Source organism: Acinetobacter brisouisimilis, assembly GCF_000368265.1.
Taxonomy (GTDB): Bacteria; Pseudomonadota; Gammaproteobacteria; order Pseudomonadales; family Moraxellaceae; genus Acinetobacter.
In genome coordinates this window covers 1655403-1671282 of record NZ_KB851219.1, presented here as the reverse complement: position 1 = coordinate 1671282, position 15880 = coordinate 1655403, and the positions used below count along the sequence as shown (strand labels likewise).

The 15880-nt window shown below is 40.7% G+C and carries 12 protein-coding genes and 4 pseudogenes; 11 read left to right on the top strand and 5 right to left on the bottom strand.

Annotation, left to right across the window (positions count from 1 at the left end):
- Positions 1 to 9: 9 nt before the first annotated feature.
- The gene (gene yhbY, locus F975_RS11655) at positions 10 to 333 is read right to left on the bottom strand and encodes a ribosome assembly RNA-binding protein YhbY (protein ID WP_004753519.1); all 324 of its coding nucleotides are present in this window, start codon (positions 331 to 333) and stop codon (positions 10 to 12) included.
- Between the two features lie 333 nt (positions 334 to 666).
- Between yhbY and rlmE the strand changes: the two genes are divergently transcribed.
- The 3 genes from rlmE to folP all read left to right on the top strand — a co-directional run bounded on the left by rlmE (position 667) and on the right by folP (position 4291).
- Positions 667 to 1317, top strand: a complete 651-nt coding sequence (gene rlmE / locus F975_RS11650) for a 23S rRNA (uridine(2552)-2'-O)-methyltransferase RlmE (protein ID WP_034426343.1) — start codon at positions 667 to 669, stop codon at positions 1315 to 1317.
- A 142-nt stretch (positions 1318 to 1459) separates the two neighbouring features.
- Positions 1460 to 3355, top strand: coding sequence for an ATP-dependent zinc metalloprotease FtsH (gene ftsH / locus F975_RS11645; protein ID WP_034426006.1), 1896 nt, complete (start codon positions 1460 to 1462; stop codon positions 3353 to 3355).
- 72 nt (positions 3356 to 3427) lie between these two features.
- The gene (gene folP / locus F975_RS11640) at positions 3428 to 4291 is read left to right on the top strand and encodes a dihydropteroate synthase (RefSeq protein ID WP_004753513.1); all 864 of its coding nucleotides are present in this window, start codon (positions 3428 to 3430) and stop codon (positions 4289 to 4291) included.
- A 244-nt stretch (positions 4292 to 4535) separates the two neighbouring features.
- Here the strand turns inward: folP and F975_RS11635 are convergent, their stop codons facing one another.
- Positions 4536 to 5891, bottom strand: coding sequence for an amidohydrolase (locus tag F975_RS11635; RefSeq protein WP_004753507.1), 1356 nt, complete (start codon positions 5889 to 5891; stop codon positions 4536 to 4538).
- Between the two features lie 517 nt (positions 5892 to 6408).
- Here F975_RS11635 and F975_RS16220 point away from each other — a divergent pair.
- Positions 6409 to 6561: a hypothetical protein gene (locus tag F975_RS16220; RefSeq protein ID WP_171063148.1), complete on the top strand. Its 153-nt coding sequence runs from the start codon at positions 6409 to 6411 to the stop codon at positions 6559 to 6561.
- A gap of 49 nt (positions 6562 to 6610) precedes the next feature.
- On the opposite strand, the pseudogene F975_RS16140 reads toward F975_RS16220, so the two are convergent.
- Positions 6611 to 7695, bottom strand: a pseudogene (locus F975_RS16140) (TolC family protein).
- 127 nt (positions 7696 to 7822) lie between these two features.
- Here F975_RS16140 and F975_RS11625 point away from each other — a divergent pair.
- The 4 genes and pseudogenes from F975_RS11625 to F975_RS11610 all read left to right on the top strand — a co-directional run.
- Positions 7823 to 8443 (top strand): TetR/AcrR family transcriptional regulator, encoded by a 621-nt coding sequence (locus F975_RS11625; protein ID WP_004753499.1) that lies wholly within the window; start codon positions 7823 to 7825, stop codon positions 8441 to 8443.
- Between the two features lie 79 nt (positions 8444 to 8522).
- Positions 8523 to 9647, top strand: coding sequence for an efflux RND transporter periplasmic adaptor subunit (locus tag F975_RS11620; protein ID WP_004753497.1), 1125 nt, complete (start codon positions 8523 to 8525; stop codon positions 9645 to 9647).
- Positions 9644 to 12709: an efflux RND transporter permease subunit gene (locus F975_RS11615; protein WP_004753495.1), complete on the top strand. Its 3066-nt coding sequence runs from the start codon at positions 9644 to 9646 to the stop codon at positions 12707 to 12709. The genes F975_RS11620 and F975_RS11615 overlap by 4 nt, the downstream gene beginning before the upstream one ends.
- A 39-nt stretch (positions 12710 to 12748) precedes the next feature.
- Positions 12749 to 13105, top strand: a pseudogene (locus F975_RS11610) (SDR family NAD(P)-dependent oxidoreductase); the annotation flags it as partial.
- Between the two features lie 31 nt (positions 13106 to 13136).
- Here F975_RS11610 and F975_RS11605 read toward each other — a convergent pair.
- Positions 13137 to 13799 carry an NAD(P)-dependent oxidoreductase gene (locus tag F975_RS11605; protein ID WP_004753492.1) on the bottom strand — a complete coding sequence of 221 codons (663 nt, stop codon included), beginning with the start codon at positions 13797 to 13799 and terminating at the stop codon, positions 13137 to 13139.
- A gap of 2 nt (positions 13800 to 13801) precedes the next feature.
- Positions 13802 to 14419: an FMN-dependent NADH-azoreductase gene (locus F975_RS11600; RefSeq protein WP_004753491.1), complete on the bottom strand. Its 618-nt coding sequence runs from the start codon at positions 14417 to 14419 to the stop codon at positions 13802 to 13804.
- 109 nt (positions 14420 to 14528) lie between these two features.
- On the opposite strand from F975_RS11600, the gene F975_RS11595 reads away from it, so the two are divergent.
- The 3 genes and pseudogenes from F975_RS11595 to F975_RS11590 all read left to right on the top strand — a co-directional run.
- Positions 14529 to 14927: a winged helix-turn-helix transcriptional regulator gene (locus tag F975_RS11595; RefSeq protein ID WP_004753489.1), complete on the top strand. Its 399-nt coding sequence runs from the start codon at positions 14529 to 14531 to the stop codon at positions 14925 to 14927.
- Positions 14928 to 14960: 33 nt separating this feature from the next.
- Positions 14961 to 15110: pseudogene (locus F975_RS15545) on the top strand (SDR family NAD(P)-dependent oxidoreductase); the annotation flags it as partial.
- A pseudogene (locus F975_RS11590) lies at positions 15107 to 15727 on the top strand (Fic family protein); the annotation flags it as partial. The pseudogenes F975_RS15545 and F975_RS11590, both read left to right, overlap by 4 nt.
- Between the last annotated feature and the right edge of the window lie 153 nt (positions 15728 to 15880).

Below are 15880 nucleotides of genomic sequence, written 5' to 3'. Positions count from 1 at the left end.
AACTCTGATTTAGTTAGCTAAATGTGCGTGACGAACGAGATTCGACAGCTTTGGATTTTGTTTCGCAGCTTTTTTGTAAAGTAGTACAATTTTACCAATTTTTTGTATCACTTCAGCTTGTGTTGCCTGAGCAAGTGCTTCAGTAACTTCGGCACGTGCATCGCGGTCTTCACCAGCAATTTTTACCTTAATTAATTCATGATCAGTTAATGCACGAACAGTTTCTTCAATAACGCTGTCGGTTAAACCTTGTCCACCAATCATGACCACAGGATTTAAAGCGTGACCAATTTGACGTAAGCGTTTTCGTTCTTGAATTGATAGTATTGCCATGAAATAAACCTAGTTTTTGAAAAGCGCAGTAGTATAGCAAATTGTAATCCGAACCGTATAAAAAACTTGGGTCTAATCACATAAATACATATTTTTTGATGATTAATTTCTTGAAAAAGTATGTTAAATTGGCGGGCTTAGTCGCTTAGTCCTCAACCGAGGAGCACAAGTGTTTTTTATTAAGACCGAATTTAAAACAGCAAAAGTTTTAAATTTTTTAAATTAACGATAAACAGCATCAAAAAAAGTCATGTGTTTCGATGCAGATGCATACTGCAAGTAGAACATTTTTTTCGTACAATGCATACTTAATGTTTTTAAATATAGATGATTATGGCAACACGCATTACCAACCAAAAGTTATCTAAAAGTAGTCGTGCGTGGATGAGAGAGCATTTAGACGATCCTTTTGTGAAAAAAGCACAAAAGGAGGGTTATCGCGCACGCGCCGCCTATAAGCTTCTTGAAATCCAAGAGAAATATAAAATCATCAAACCAGGTATGACCGTCGTTGATTTGGGGGCTGCTCCTGGTAGCTGGTCGCAAATTGCGGGCAAACTCGTTGGTAATAAAGGTTTGGTGGTTGCTTCTGATATTTTGGAAATGGATGCACTCCCAGATGTAACTTTCTTGCAAGGTGACTTTCGGGAAGAGGAAGTTTTCGAAAAATTGTTAAATATTTTAAATGGACGTCAAGTTGACGTTGTAATTTCAGATATGGCCCCCAATACATCAGGTAATAGAGCTGTTGATCAACCCCGTCAGATTTATTTGTGTGAGCTTGCACTCGATTTTGCTCAAAAGGTTTTAGGATCAAAAGGGCAATTTGTAGTCAAAGTTTTCCAAGGTACGGGATTTGACGAGTTTCGTAAACAAGTAGTCGATAGCTTTGATGTGTTGAAAACAGCGAAGCCAGAAGCATCCCGCGCACGTTCAAAAGAAGTTTTTCTGATTGGGCAGGGACGCAAAAAAACATCGCAATAAAGTTGACTTGCCAAGTCGATAAAAATTGTGCATGTTGTACAATTCAAGGTAGCTTGAGTGTGTGACTCGCTTATTTGAGAATAAATCACCCTGAATTATATAGGGCATGATTAAATTAGATTGATGATATGGGAATAAAGCTTTGAGCGATCTCTTCAAAAACGCCGTGTTGTGGCTAGTGATACTTGGAGCACTGATATTAATTTTCAGCAATATCAGTGATCACAAGAAACCGTCAGAAATGAACTATTCTGAGTTTGTTGCTGCGGTAAACGCAGGCCAAATTAAACAAGTCACTATAGATGGCGAAAAAATCACTGGCGAAAAAAAGAATGGTTCAGATTTTGAAAGTATTCGCCCTGCGGTTCAAGACCCTGAACTTATGCCAAGTTTGATCAAAAACAATGTTGTGGTTGAAGGTACTGCACCACAGCGTCAAGGTGTTTTGATGCAACTACTCATCGCAAGTTTCCCTGTGCTTTTGATTATTTTGTTATTCATGTTCTTTATGCGTAACATGGGTGGTGGTGCAGGCGGCAAAAATGGTCCAATGAGTTTTGGTAAATCAAAAGCAAAAATGCTTGCCGAAGATCAAATCAAAGTGACTTTTGCTGATGTTGCTGGATGTGATGAAGCGAAGCAGGAAGTTGTTGAGATTGTTGACTTTCTTAAAGACCCTGCAAAATTCAAACGTTTAGGTGCATCTATTCCAAAAGGTGTATTGATGGTAGGCCCGCCAGGTACAGGTAAAACTTTACTTGCCAAGGCGATTGCTGGTGAAGCGAAAGTACCATTCTTTAGCATCTCAGGTTCAGATTTTGTTGAAATGTTTGTGGGTGTAGGCGCATCACGTGTACGTGATATGTTTGAACAGGCAAAACGACATGCTCCATGTATCATCTTTATTGATGAAATTGATGCAGTCGGTCGTCATCGTGGTTCAGGTACAGGTGGTGGTCATGATGAGCGTGAGCAAACCTTGAACCAGATGCTGGTTGAAATGGATGGTTTTGAAGGCAATGAAGGCATTATTGTCATTGCTGCAACGAACCGTGCAGACGTTCTAGATAAAGCTTTACTTCGTCCAGGACGTTTTGACCGCCAAGTAATGGTTGGCCTGCCTGATATTAAAGGTCGTGAGCAGATTCTGCATGTGCATTTAAGAAAGTTACCATCGGTTACAGGTGTAGATGTAAAAATCTTGGCACGTGGTACTCCTGGCTTCTCAGGTGCTCAACTGGCAAATCTTGTGAATGAAGCTGCATTATTTGCTGCGCGCCGCAATAAAAATACGGTCGACATGCATGATTTTGAAGATGCTAAAGACAAGATTTATATGGGGCCTGAGCGTAAATCGATGATTATTCGTGATGAAGAACGTCGTGCAACGGCTTATCATGAATCTGGACATGCGATTGTGGCGGAAGTTCTACCTGGTACAGATCCTGTGCATAAAGTAACCATTATGCCGCGTGGTTGGGCATTAGGTGTTACTTGGCAGTTACCTGAACAAGACCAAATTAGCAATTATAAAGACAAAATGCTCAATGAGATTTCAATCTTGTTTGGCGGTCGTATTGCTGAGGAAATCTTTATTCATCAACAGTCTACTGGTGCATCAAATGACTTTGAACGTGCAACAAAAATTGCCCGTTCAATGGTGACCAAGTATGGTATGTCTGACAAGATGGGTGTTATGGTCTATGAAGATGATAGCCAGCAGTCTTTCTTTGGTAATATTGGTAGCCGTACAATTTCGGAAGCAACACAGCAACAGGTCGATGCAGAAGTTCGTCGTATTTTAGATGAACAATATAAAGTGGCTTGGGATATTCTTGAGAATAATAAAGATAAAGCCCATACCATGGTGAAAGCATTGATGGAATGGGAAACCATTGATCGTGATCAGGTGCTTGATATTATGGAAGGTCGTGAACCACGACCACCAAAAGTATATGTTGCAGAGAATCCTGTATCAGATCTTGAACCACCAAAAGATGGTCCATCAACTCCACCTCCATTACCTGTGTTGAGTTAATGATTAAAAAGAGTCACTTCGGTGGCTCTTTTTTATTTTAAACTTAGCACGAATTAATTTTGAGTTTGAACTATGCACTATGTACCTTTGTCTCAGCGCCAGTTGAGATGTGGCATAAAACTTTTAGATTTATCTCAGCCACATGTTATGGGCATTTTAAATGTTACGCCCGATTCATTTAGCGATGGTGGGTTACATAATTCAAAGCAACAGGCAATTGAACATGCGCTACAAATGATCGCTGATGGTGCAACAGTGATTGATATTGGTGGTGAGTCTACGCGCCCAGGGGCAGCAGTTGTTAGTGTAGAGGAAGAGTTGGCACGCGTGATTCCTGTTGTTGAAGTTTTGGCAAAAGAAGATGTGATTTTATCGATTGATACCAGTCAACCAGAGGTCATGCGACAAGCTGTAGAAGCTGGTGCACATATCTGGAATGATGTACGTGCACTTACTCGCCCGAATGCACTAGAAATGGCAGCAGAGCTGAATATCCCTGTAATTTTAATGCATATGCGGGGTGAGCCAACCACCATGAATCAGTTGGCAGATTATCGAGATGTGACAGCAGAAGTGATTGCTGAGCTAAAACAAAAGATTGATTTAGCAATTCAGGTCGGTGTTGCACCTGAAAATATTATGATTGATCCTGGTTTTGGTTTTGCTAAAAATACAGCACATAATTTACATTTGTTAAATGAGTTATGGCAATTGCATGAACTGGGTTATCCAATTTTATCTGCATTATCCCGAAAACGGTTTATTGGTGCTGTAGTTGAGAAAACTGATGCAAAAGCTCGAGCTGTAGGAAGTGTAGCAGGGCATCTGCTTTCGATTCAGCAAGGTGCTTGCATGGTGCGTGTACATGATGTCAAGGCAACAGCTGATGCGATTAAGGTTTGGCAAGCGATGCAAAACTGGCAAGAATGGGTATAAGTGAATTGGTGGTGCAAATCAAAAGCTGAATGTAGATGAATCTATCAAAATGCCACTAGAAGCCCAAACATTTACATTGTGAAGTTTGAAAAAACTTCATAATGCGAATAACCCTAAAATTTTAGATACACATAGCCATCTTTTGGGACTGCCACCATTCTCAAACTCTAGTTGTTGATATAGAACAGAAAATGGTGACTGACCTTGATTTAATGAAGATTATTCACCGCTAGAGAGATAGTTTTCATAAAAGCGAATTGTTTTGGGTATTAGTTTTTAACTGATTTGCACGTCTATCAGGATAATCGAGTATAAATCGCACATGTAATTCAACGCCTGTTTTTAGTGTGGCGTCATCAACAATAAAATTCGGGCTATGATTAGGTGCAGCTTTACTCATATCTTGGTTTGTTGGAGTTGCCCCAATAAATACAAATAAAGAGGGCATCAATTGACCATAATAAGCAAAGTCTTCACTGGCACTTGCATTATTTTTTAAATAATGTGTTTTTTCAGCTCCAACAACTTCTTTAAATGTCGGGATCATTAACTCTGTCAGAGCCTTATTATTGGTAGTCACAGGCGCATAAGCTGATATTTTGACATCTGCGTTGACATGATTGGCTAGAGCAGTGTATTTGATCATCTCAGGGAGTTGTTGAATAATATTTTGTCTAATATTTTCATTGTTAGAGCGAATTGTTCCCAACATATCAACTTTTTCAGGAATAATATTTCCAGCATTTCCAGACTGGATACTACCGATACTAATGACACCCATTCCTTCGGTTAAATTTGTACGGCGACTGATCATCGTCTGTAAGTTATTGATAATTTGAGCGGAGCTTACAATCGGGTCATTACTGAGCCAAGGCATAGAACCATGCGCCTGTTTTCCTGTAACTTGAATACTTAAATTATCTGCACTATTCAAGATAGCGCCATCTTTGTAATAAATATGTCCACTTTGCAGACCTGATATCACATGCATTCCAAAAATAACCTCTGGTTTCGGATTGGACAGTGCTCCATCTGAGATCATTTTTCTGGAACCAATTTGATCTCCTTGGCTAAAATTATCAATATCTGCACCGCCTTCCTCAGCAGGTTGAAAAACAAAAACAACGGTTCCTTTAATTTTATCTTTATTCTTCGCTAATATTTTGGCTGCGCCGAGGAGCATTGCAGTGTGTGCATCATGGCCACATGCATGCATGACGGATACTTCTTTTCCTTGATAGATTCCCTTTTGTTTGCTGGCAAATGGCAACCCTGTTTTTTCTTCAATTGGTAACGCATCCATATCTGCTCTCAATGCCATCACAGGCCCTGCTTGAGCACCTTTTAAAATTCCAATGACTCCCGTTTTGGCAAAGCCTGTTTTAACTTCAATTCCATAAGATTTGAGTTCTTTTTGTACAAGCGCAGAGGTTTGAAATTCCATATTTCCCAATTCTGGATGCGCATGAATTTGGTGTCTTAATTGAATGGTTTTGGCTTCATTCTTTAAAGATGCATCTTTCACCCAGTCAGCAAATGTATTTGAACTGAGTAAAAGCAGTGGTGTCATGAAACAAATTAATTTTGATTTTAAAAGCATTTTTTTCCCTTTGGTACTTCTGACCTTCCTTGATGCGAAATTCTATTATGTCAGGTAAATTGCCAGATAAAATAACCTTATAGGTTGCTTTAAAATACTTAAAAGATATGAATGTCGAAAAAATATAGGGGCAGATAACCTGTATTAGCCCCCATAAAAACGGACAGTTAACTCGCCAATTTTAGCGATAGAAATTCTTGAGGGGATTCTATTTTTAATCCCATGTTGGGCAAGTGCAGTTTGCTAGTCAATATATATTGCAAGATCGGCTAAATTTATCATCCAAGATGCTTTTTGCCTAAACGGTAAGCGTCTGCTGAACCCTACTTTTTCTGACTCATTAATACCTCGATAGTGTCTACTAAAATTTAAGTGGATGCCTGTTTATGGATTTAAAGATAGTTATAGGCAGTACACCAATGCTAAAAAAGCCCCGCTGAACCTTTAAGACTGAATTTAAGCATCAACGTATTCAGCAATGCCAGCAGCCAGACACATCAGAGAGAACTTACAGAATATGTCTCTAGTAATCCAATTAATGTTTGTACGAGTAGAACAGCTATGGTCGGTAATGCCAGTTTTAGCATTACTTGGGTTATTGGGCCATTTAAGATCGCATGATTTAAATCGTGTGTACTTAACGACTGATGTACTGATTGTTCTCGCATAACAGATTCTCGCTTTATGAATTACTTGCTCATGATCGCAATCGAGTTGTCTTAAAATTTTTGAGGTTGCCAGCCGCCACCTAATGATTTGTAAACTGCTACAGTAGCAAGGGCTGAATCAGTTTGTGCTTGAAGTTTTCTATCTGAAAATTGCAAAGCACTTGAATCTGCTTGTAATACTTCTATTTGACTGTTAATCCCTTTTTGATAGGCAATTAGAGCGATTTTCTGTGCATGCTTTAATGCATTTTCTCCATCTTGGAGAGCCATTAACTGCTCTTGTCGTTTGGACAATCTGAGGAATAACCGGAATTGGTTTTACTTCTGCTAGTTCTGCTCGGTGAGTTCCAGATACGGTTCCAAGCATGACATCGAGAGCATTCATGGCAATGTCTAAATTTATTCCAAGAACTGGAATAACAGCTTGAACTTGAGCAACATTCGCTTTAGCTTGCTTGACCTGAAATTCGGAAGCTAATCCTTTGCTGTATAAAAGATTAATGGTTGAAAGAAGTTGTTGTTGGGTTTGTAATTGTTGATGGGCAATGTCTAATCGAGATTGTAAGCCGCGAATATTAATATAGATATTGGCAGTTTGAGCTGCGACCATTAAACGGACTGCTGAGGCTCCTGCATTCGAAGCCTGATAATTTGCAAGAGCAGCTTCACGATCTCTGCGAAGGCCTCCAAAAATATCTAACTCCCAAGTTGCACTTAAATTTGCATCATAAGAACTACCATGTCGGTCAAAATCTGGCATTGAATTTAAAACTTGCCCCAAAGGTGTTTCAACAGATTGGTAAACTTTAGTTGCTTGTGCGCCAACAGTACCTATTGGTTGTAAAGAGGCATTAGCTGCTGATAATCCTGCTTGAGCTTGAGTCACTCGAGTATATGCTTGGGCCAGATCAAGATTTTGTTTTAATGCTAATGTGACATATCGAGTAAGTTGAGGATCGTTAAAACTTTGCCACCATACGGCAATATCAGCTTTGTTATTGTCATTTGATGAGTTTAAGGGTGTGTCAAGGTATTGCTCGGGTAGAGGTATTAGGGCGTTTATAATTAGGACCTACGGTACACGCAGTAAGAGTACTTACGATGATGGGTAGGAGGGCGATAGATCTAGATAACATATTTCCCCCGAGACTAGATTTTGAACAATAGTTTAATTGTGACTATAATACAATTTAGTCACTCATTGTCAATATCAGTTCACAAGAGTTAAACTGCCACTTTCAGATAAAGGTTTAAATTGAAAATATGAGTAAAGAAAAAAGTAGTTATCCTGTTTCGAAGCGAGGACCAGAAGATCATGATGTAAGAGATCAAATCCTGAGTGCTGCTACAGAGCATTTCAGCCGCTATGGTTATGAGAAAACTACAGTTTCTGATCTCGCAAAATCTATAGGTTTTTCTAAAGCTTATATTTATAAATTTTTTGAATCTAAACAAGTGATTGGTGAAATGATATGTGCCAATTGTTTACGTGAAATTGAAAATGAAGTTAATACAGCCATTAAAGAAGCTGAATATCCAGCAGAAAAATTAAGGGTGTTATTTAAAGTGATTGTTGAAGCAAGCCTTCGTTTATTTTCTCAAGAGCGTAAGCTTTATGAAATTGCCGCTTCAGCCGCGTCTGAGAAATGGGATGCTACAGTCGCTTATGAAAATCGAATCCTTAAAGTACTACAAAACATTATTCAAGAAGGTCGTCAAACAGGTGATTTTGAAAGAAAAACGCCAATTGATGAAGCAGTTAAGGCTATTTATTTAGTCATGAGACCTTATCTACACCCACTACTTTTACAACATAGTATTTCATATAACACCGATGCTCCAGTCTTGCTTTCTAGCCTTGTACTGAGAAGTTTATCGCCATAATAAACTTGTGACTATTGACTAAATTGGTCACTTGATTAAAAATGAGTCTCCTGATTAATTTCTTAAGGGGGGCTCAAATATGCTTTATCGTCGCCTTATTCCGTTTACAGCAATATGTATATTTCCTTTTTTCTTGCTCGGTTGTGCTGAAAATACGCAATCTGACCCCCGTACTTCGGCGCCGTTAGTACGAGTTGCAACTGTACAAGACGAAATCACTTCTGATTCAAGAGCATTCACAGGCACGATAGGGGCACGGGTAGAAAGTAATCTTGGTTTTCGTGTCTCTGGTAAAGTCATCAAACGATTTGTTGAAGCAGGGCAGACAGTAAAGCGCGGTCAGTTACTGATGCGTATTGATCCAGTTGATTTAGAACTTGCTGCCAAAGCCCAGCAAGAAGCTGTGGGTGCAGCTAGAGCGCGTGCAGAACAAGCAGAGAAAGATGAAGCCAGATATCGTGATTTACGTGGAAGCGGGGCTATATCTGCTTCTGCCTATGATCAGATTAAAGCAGCAGCGGATACAGCAAGAGCGCAGCTCAGTTCGACTCAAGCTCAAGCTAGGGTTGCAATAAACGCAAGTCATTATGCCGATTTAATTGCGGATGGTGATGGTACGATTATGGAAACATTGGTCGAACCCGGTCAGGTTGTCAGTGCGGGTCAAACAGTCATTCGCTTAGCTCATTCTGGTCAAAGAGAAGCAATCATTCAGCTTCCAGAGACATTACGTCCTGCAATAGGGGCTATTGGTCAAGCTACACTCTTTGGTAAAGAAAATATAAGTGTCCCAGCTAAACTTAGACAGTTATCGAATACAGCAGATCAACTCACTCGTACTTTTGAAGCGCGTTTCGTATTAGAAGGCGATTTGGCAAACGCTCCTTTAGGTTCAACGGTTACTGTTCGTATTGCCAATCAAACTCAGAGTTCACAACATTTTTTACAAGTTCCAGTAGGTTCCTTAATTGATAAGGGCAAGGGAGCTGGGGTATGGGTAATTAATGTAAAAACTCAGAAAGTAACATGGCGTCCCGTTGTTGTTAAACAGCTTGATGATGAATATGCCTATGTCACTGGCAATATTCAAAGTGGAGATCGAATTGTTGCTTTAGGTGCGCATTTGCTTCGAGAAGGTGAATTGGTACGTATTGCATCACAAGCGAGTCATCCTTCAATAGGAAATGAAGGGGACCACTCATGAGTGAGAAAGGTTTTAACTTATCGGCCCTTGCTGTACGTGAACGTGGTATCACGCTATTTCTGATTTTTTTGATTTCAATTGCAGGCATCGTTGCTTTTTTTAAATTAGGTCGAGCTGAAGATCCAGCTTTTACAGTGAAGGTGATGACCATTGTGACAGCTTGGCCTGGAGCAACTGCTCAAGAGATGCAAGATCAAGTTGCTGAAAAAATCGAAAAACGGATGCAGGAGCTGCGTTGGTACGATCGAACAGAAACCTATACCAGACCAGGCTTAGCTTTTACGACACTGACTTTACTTGATAGTACGCCACCATCACAGGTTCAGGAGGAATTTTATCAAGCAAGAAAGAAAGTAAATGATGAGATGGGTAACTTGCCTGCTGGGGTTATTGGCCCACTCGTTAATGATGAATATGCGGATGTAACCTTTGCTTTATATGCTTTAAAAGCCAAAAATGAAGCGCAAAGATTATTAGTGCGTGATGCAGAAACAATTCGGCAGCAGTTACTTCATGTGCCGGGCGTAAAGAAAGTCAATATTATTGGTGAGCAATCTGAACGTATCTATATTGAATTTTCACATGAGCGTTTGGCAACACTAGGCGTAAATCCGCAAGATGTATTTGCTGCACTGAATAATCAGAATGTACTTACTCCAGCGGGTTCCATTGAAACCAAAGGTCCTCAAGTTTTTGTCAGATTAGATGGTGCTTTTGACAAATTACAAAAAATTCGTGATACCCCTATAACGGCTCAAGGTCGTACCTTGAAATTGTCAGATATTGCGACTGTTAAACGTGGTACGGAAGATCCTGCAACATTCATGATTCGTAATGGTGGGGAACCGACCTTACTGTTGGGCGTGGTGATGCGCGAAGGATGGAATGGCTTAGATCTTGGCAAATCATTAGAGAAAGAAGTCGGATCGATTAACGAAGATTTACCTTTGGGCATCAGTTTAAACAAAGTAACTGATCAAGCGGTCAATATTAGCTCATCGGTAGATGAGTTCATGATTAAGTTCTTTGCAGCATTACTTGTGGTGATGTTTGTAAGCTTTATTAGCATGGGGTGGCGCGTTGGCGTTGTGGTTGCTATGGCTGTGCCGCTTACATTAGCCATTGTTTTTGTAGTGATGTTAGCAACGGGTAAAAACTTTGACCGAATTACACTTGGCTCTCTTATTCTTGCTTTAGGGCTTTTGGTTGATGATGCCATTATTGCCATTGAAATGATGGTTGTGAAAATGGAGGAAGGCTTTAGTCGTGTTGCAGCCTCGGCCTATGCATGGAGCCATACAGCAGCCCCCATGCTTTCAGGAACATTAGTTACCGCTGTAGGATTTATGCCAAATGGCTTTGCTCGATCTACAGCGGGTGAATATACCAGTAATATGTTTTGGATTGTGGGTATTGTACTTATTGCCTCATGGATTGTTGCTGTAGTTTTTACGCCTTATTTAGGTGTGAAAATGTTGCCTGATTTTAAGAAAGTTGAAGGTGGCCATACTGCAATTTATAACACACCACGATATAACCATTTTCGTCAAATTCTTGAACGTGTGATTGCACGTAAATGGATTGTTGCTAGCAGTGTTATCGGGTTATTTGTTTTAGCCGTAGGCGGAATGGCTTTGGTGAAAAAACAATTTTTCCCAATCTCTGACCGACCTGAAGTACTAGTCGAAGTACAGATGCCTTATGGTACATCGATTACTCAAACAAGTGCTGCGACAGCAAAAGTTGAGGCTTGGTTATCTAAGCAACATGAAGCAAAGATTGTGACCTCGTATATTGGTCAAGGTGCACCTCGTTTTTATTTTTCGATGGGGCCTGAGTTACCAGATCCATCCTTTGCCAAGATTGTGATACGAACTGACAATCAAGAAGAACGTGAAGCATTAAAACATCGCTTAAGACAAGCTATTTCCAATGGGCTTGCTTCGGAGGCGCAGCTACGCGTAACACAACTTGTGTTTGGACCCTATTCGCCATATCCAGTGGCTTACCGAGTTTCAGGCCCAGATCCAGAAAAATTACGTGTAATTGCAGCTCAGGTTCAGCAAGTTATGAATGCTAGCCCAATGATGCGAACTGTAAATATGGATTGGGGAACTCGTGTACCAGCCTTGCATTTCACATTGCAACAAGACCGTCTACAAGCAGTGGGTTTAACATCAAGTTCAGTCGCACAGCAATTACAGTTTTTATTAACTGGTATTCCGATTACATCTGTACGTGAAGATATTCGTACAGTGCAGGTGATTGCTCGTTCAGCAGGCAATATAAGACTAGACCCTGCAAAAATTGGTGATTTCACACTGACTGGAGCAAATGGACAGCGTATTCCTTTATCACAAATTGGCAAGATTGAAGTACGGATGGAAGAACCTGTCATACGCCGACGAGATCGGGTGCCAACGATGACTATTCGTGGAGATATTGCTGAAGGATTACAACCACCAGATGTATCTACTGCAATTACCAAACAGCTTCAACCAGTCATTAAAGATTTACCAAAGGGTTATCAGATTGTAGAGGCAGGTTCTATTGAAGAGTCAGGTAAAGCCACTAAAGCCATGCTTCCTATTTTTCCGATCATGTTGGCAATGACACTACTCATTATCATTCTTCAAGTGAGGTCTATCGCTGCAATGATTATGGTGTTTTTAACCAGCCCGTTGGGATTAATCGGCGTGGTGCCAACGCTTCTGTTATTTCAGCAGCCCTTTGGCATTAATGCATTGGTCGGGTTGATAGCATTGTCTGGAATCTTGATGCGTAACACGCTCATCTTAATTGGACAAATTCAGCAAAACAAAGAAGCGGGGCTAGATCCGTTGAATGCAGTGGTTGAGGCTACAGTACAACGCGCCAGACCTGTAATTTTGACAGCTTTAGCAGCTATTTTGGCTTTCATTCCTCTGACTCACTCAGTGTTTTGGGGAACCTTAGCTTACACACTCATTGGCGGAACGCTTGCAGGAACTATCTTAACCCTAGTTTTCCTACCGGCAATGTATTCGATCTGGTTCAAGATTGGGGCTAAACCAGCAGTTTAATGATCAGATTTTCAAATTTAAAAAGTTATTGGAGTTCATATGTCAAACTCAAAAGTGGTTGTAATTACAGGTGTCTCGTCCGGTATTGGACAAATTACGGCAGAAAAATTTGCTAAACTTGGCCATAAAGTTTTTGGAACAGTTAGAAATAAAGTAAAAGCTCAACCTATAGAAGGTGTTGAGCTTGTTGAGATGGATGTGTCAGATGAAGATTCTGTCCAGCTCGGGATTCACTTTATTATTGAGCAAGCTGGGCATATTGATATTTTAGTTAATAATGCTGGCACAAGCTTAATTGGTGCAGTAGAGGAGACCTCAATAAAAGAAGCAGAATTTTTATTTAACACAAATGTATTTAGCATTCTTCGTACCACACAAGCGGTATTACCTTATATCTGAGATTGACTTGAAGTGTTCCTTCAGAACCTTATTGAGATGTTCCTACGCTTATGTTGGCGATGCCGGGCGCGGCACGTATAAACCTCTTGTCAGTCACTTGGTCAACCAAGAACTTCGCAAGGTTACCTCTGGAAAGCTTTGTGCTGAGTTTGGTCTTTCCATACCAACCCACATTCACACTGCCATCGGTAGGGCCATCTTTAAGGTTCGGGATGCGTACCAGTGTCCAGTCCAAGTCCGAATTGGCAATCAATTCGCCAGTCGCCTTGATGTCCTCATAGCCCTTGCGCGCGATAATCTTAAAAAGCAGCGCGAACGCATGGGCTTTGAAGGTAAAGCTATCCTTCGGATCACGATAGGCAGCGGTAGAAATCTGGATAAGACGGCGCACGCCTGCATAATGCATCGCGGCGATGATATTGGCTAAACCGTGCATGACTGGTTTATCACCTTGCACCTTGAGGCCGTTGGGACCAAGGGCACTAATCACCACATCAGCACCATTGATGCACTTTGCAATGGCATCTTGGTCACTCAAGCCGCCGACAACAATTTCTACTCGCCCCGCGAACGATTCGAGTTTCTTGGCGTCACGTGTATAGACTGATAGTGAGTAGCCTTGCTTTAAGGCTTCTTCGATAATGTACCTTCCAGTCGGCCCAGTCGCACCGAACAGTGCGATAGTCGTCATGCTCATACTGCTCCAGCCAAAACTGCCTGTACGGCTTTCTCGGTGTTTTTAATGGCAGTTTTTGCTGCGTCGGGGCCAGAAACCGTGCCCTCAACACGCACTACTTCAACGTCGGTCAGGCCAATGAAGCTGAGCATGTGCAGCAGATAGTTGGTTTGGAAATCGAACTGTGCCCAAACACCTTCTGAGAACACACCACCCGCGGCGGTTACGAGATAGACCTTCTTGCCAGTCAGCAATCCTTTGGGTCCTGTATCGCCATAGCCGAAGGTAACGCGAGGCCAAGTGACGTGATCAAACCAAGCTTTGAGTTGCGAGGAAGGTCCGAAGTTAATCATTCCAGAACCAAGCACAACTACGTCAGCAGCCTTTAATTCATCAACCAACTCTTGGGCGATTCCTACTGCTTCAGCTTGCTCGGGTGTCCGGTCATCTGACGCCATAACGCGGCCTTGAATGTAGGCCGACGTAATGTGTGGCGGTGGATTCGCGGCGAGGTCACATACCGTTAGTGTGCTGCCAGAACGAGCTTTAATCCCTTCGGCAATCTTGGTTGCGAAGCGGGTGGATAGGCTGTCGGCGCCGCGTGGACTAGATGTGATTAATAGAATATGACTCATGATAGCTCCTAATGTTAAAATAATTACTAGGTAACTAATAATTACTGAATTACTAATTGGTACTATTCATGGTATATTCACTATTCAATCTTCACAAGAAGGCACACTCATGTTACCTAGTCACACCAATTTTCCTGATGAGATGCCAGACCCTAATATAAATGGGTGTCGCGCTACCCGCGAAATTCTGGATCGAATTGGAGATAAATGGAGTCTTTACATTATTGCATCGCTTGCTAAAGGCACGATGCGTTTCAATGAGTTAAGACGTGGTATCGATGGTATTTCCCAACGAATGTTAACGTTAACTTTACGAGGGCTTGAGCGTGATGGATTAGTTAGCCGAACAATGTATCCAACAATTCCACCACGAGTTGATTATGAGTTGACTGAATTGGGCCAAACATTACTGGTGCCTGTAATGGCATTAGTGTCTTGGGCGGATAATAAGCAATTAGCCATTGCAGAAGCTCATGAACGTTTTGATAAAAGGTCTGATATTAATTAAATTTATAAAAAAGGTTCTTAAGAAGAGATCTAGATAAGAGAAGCAGAATTTTTATTTAATACAAATGTATTTAGCATTCTTCATACAACACAAGCGATATTATCTTATATGCGAACACAGCATTATGGAAGAATCATAAATATTAGTTCGGTATTAGGTTTTCTTCCTTCACCATATATGGGGTGATGTCGGGTGATCTGGTTGTACACATGGCGCCACCTGCGAATCAGATTAATCGGTTGATGGTCGATTTACTTAACTGGCTGAATGACAGTGAAGAACATCCCTTAATTAAAAGCTCTGTATTTCATTATGAGTTTGAGTTCATCCATCCATTTGCAGATGGTAATGGGCGTATGGGGCGATTATGGCAAACTTTAATTCTCAGTCGATGGAATCCTATCTTTGCTAATATTCCAGTAGAAAGTCTGATTTATCAGAATCAAAAAGCTTACTATGAAGCTTTACAGGCAAGTACGGATCAAGTTGACTCAACTCCTTTTATTGAATTCATATTGCAAATGATTTTAGATGCAATTCTTAGTTCAAATGAAACCGCTCAAGCTAGCGATCATGCTACCGCTCAAGCTAACGTACAAGTTACCGATCAAGTTAAGAGTTTGATTTTAATAATGGAAGACGGTGAATATACTTTGGCAGAGTTGATGCAATTTTTGGGCTTATCTCATCGTGCAACATTTCAGCAGAATTACCTTAACCCTGCAATTGAAACTGGATTAATTCAACGAACAATTCCTGATAAGCCAAAAAGTCCAAAACAGAAGTACAGATTAAGTTAATAATGAGAGAGCTGTAGATTGTTTTCTATACTCTCGACTTAAGATAATTTGTTTTATCTTCAGTAATACATTTTCAATCGAATTCATTGCCTTGCGTAAGTCATGGAATGTAAAAGTGATTCCTGATTCCTGATTCCTGATTCCTGATTCCTG

Excerpts from the sequence above, each read along its gene's own strand:
- yhbY (WP_004753519.1), bottom strand. The coding sequence starts at position 333 with ATGGCAATACTATCAATTCAAGAACGAAAACGCTTACGTCAAATTGGT.
- rlmE (WP_034426343.1), top strand. The coding sequence starts at position 667 with ATGGCAACACGCATTACCAACCAAAAGTTATCTAAAAGTAGTCGTGCG.
- folP (WP_004753513.1), top strand. The coding sequence starts at position 3,428 with ATGCACTATGTACCTTTGTCTCAGCGCCAGTTGAGATGTGGCATAAAA.
- F975_RS11635 (WP_004753507.1), bottom strand. The coding sequence starts at position 5,891 with ATGCTTTTAAAATCAAAATTAATTTGTTTCATGACACCACTGCTTTTA.
- F975_RS16220 (WP_171063148.1), top strand. The coding sequence starts at position 6,409 with ATGTCTCTAGTAATCCAATTAATGTTTGTACGAGTAGAACAGCTATGG.
- F975_RS11625 (WP_004753499.1), top strand. The coding sequence starts at position 7,823 with ATGAGTAAAGAAAAAAGTAGTTATCCTGTTTCGAAGCGAGGACCAGAA.
- F975_RS11620 (WP_004753497.1), top strand. The coding sequence starts at position 8,523 with ATGCTTTATCGTCGCCTTATTCCGTTTACAGCAATATGTATATTTCCT.
- F975_RS11615 (WP_004753495.1), top strand. The coding sequence starts at position 9,644 with ATGAGTGAGAAAGGTTTTAACTTATCGGCCCTTGCTGTACGTGAACGT.
- F975_RS11605 (WP_004753492.1), bottom strand. The coding sequence starts at position 13,799 with ATGACGACTATCGCACTGTTCGGTGCGACTGGGCCGACTGGAAGGTAC.
- F975_RS11600 (WP_004753491.1), bottom strand. The coding sequence starts at position 14,419 with ATGAGTCATATTCTATTAATCACATCTAGTCCACGCGGCGCCGACAGC.
- F975_RS11595 (WP_004753489.1), top strand. The coding sequence starts at position 14,529 with ATGTTACCTAGTCACACCAATTTTCCTGATGAGATGCCAGACCCTAAT.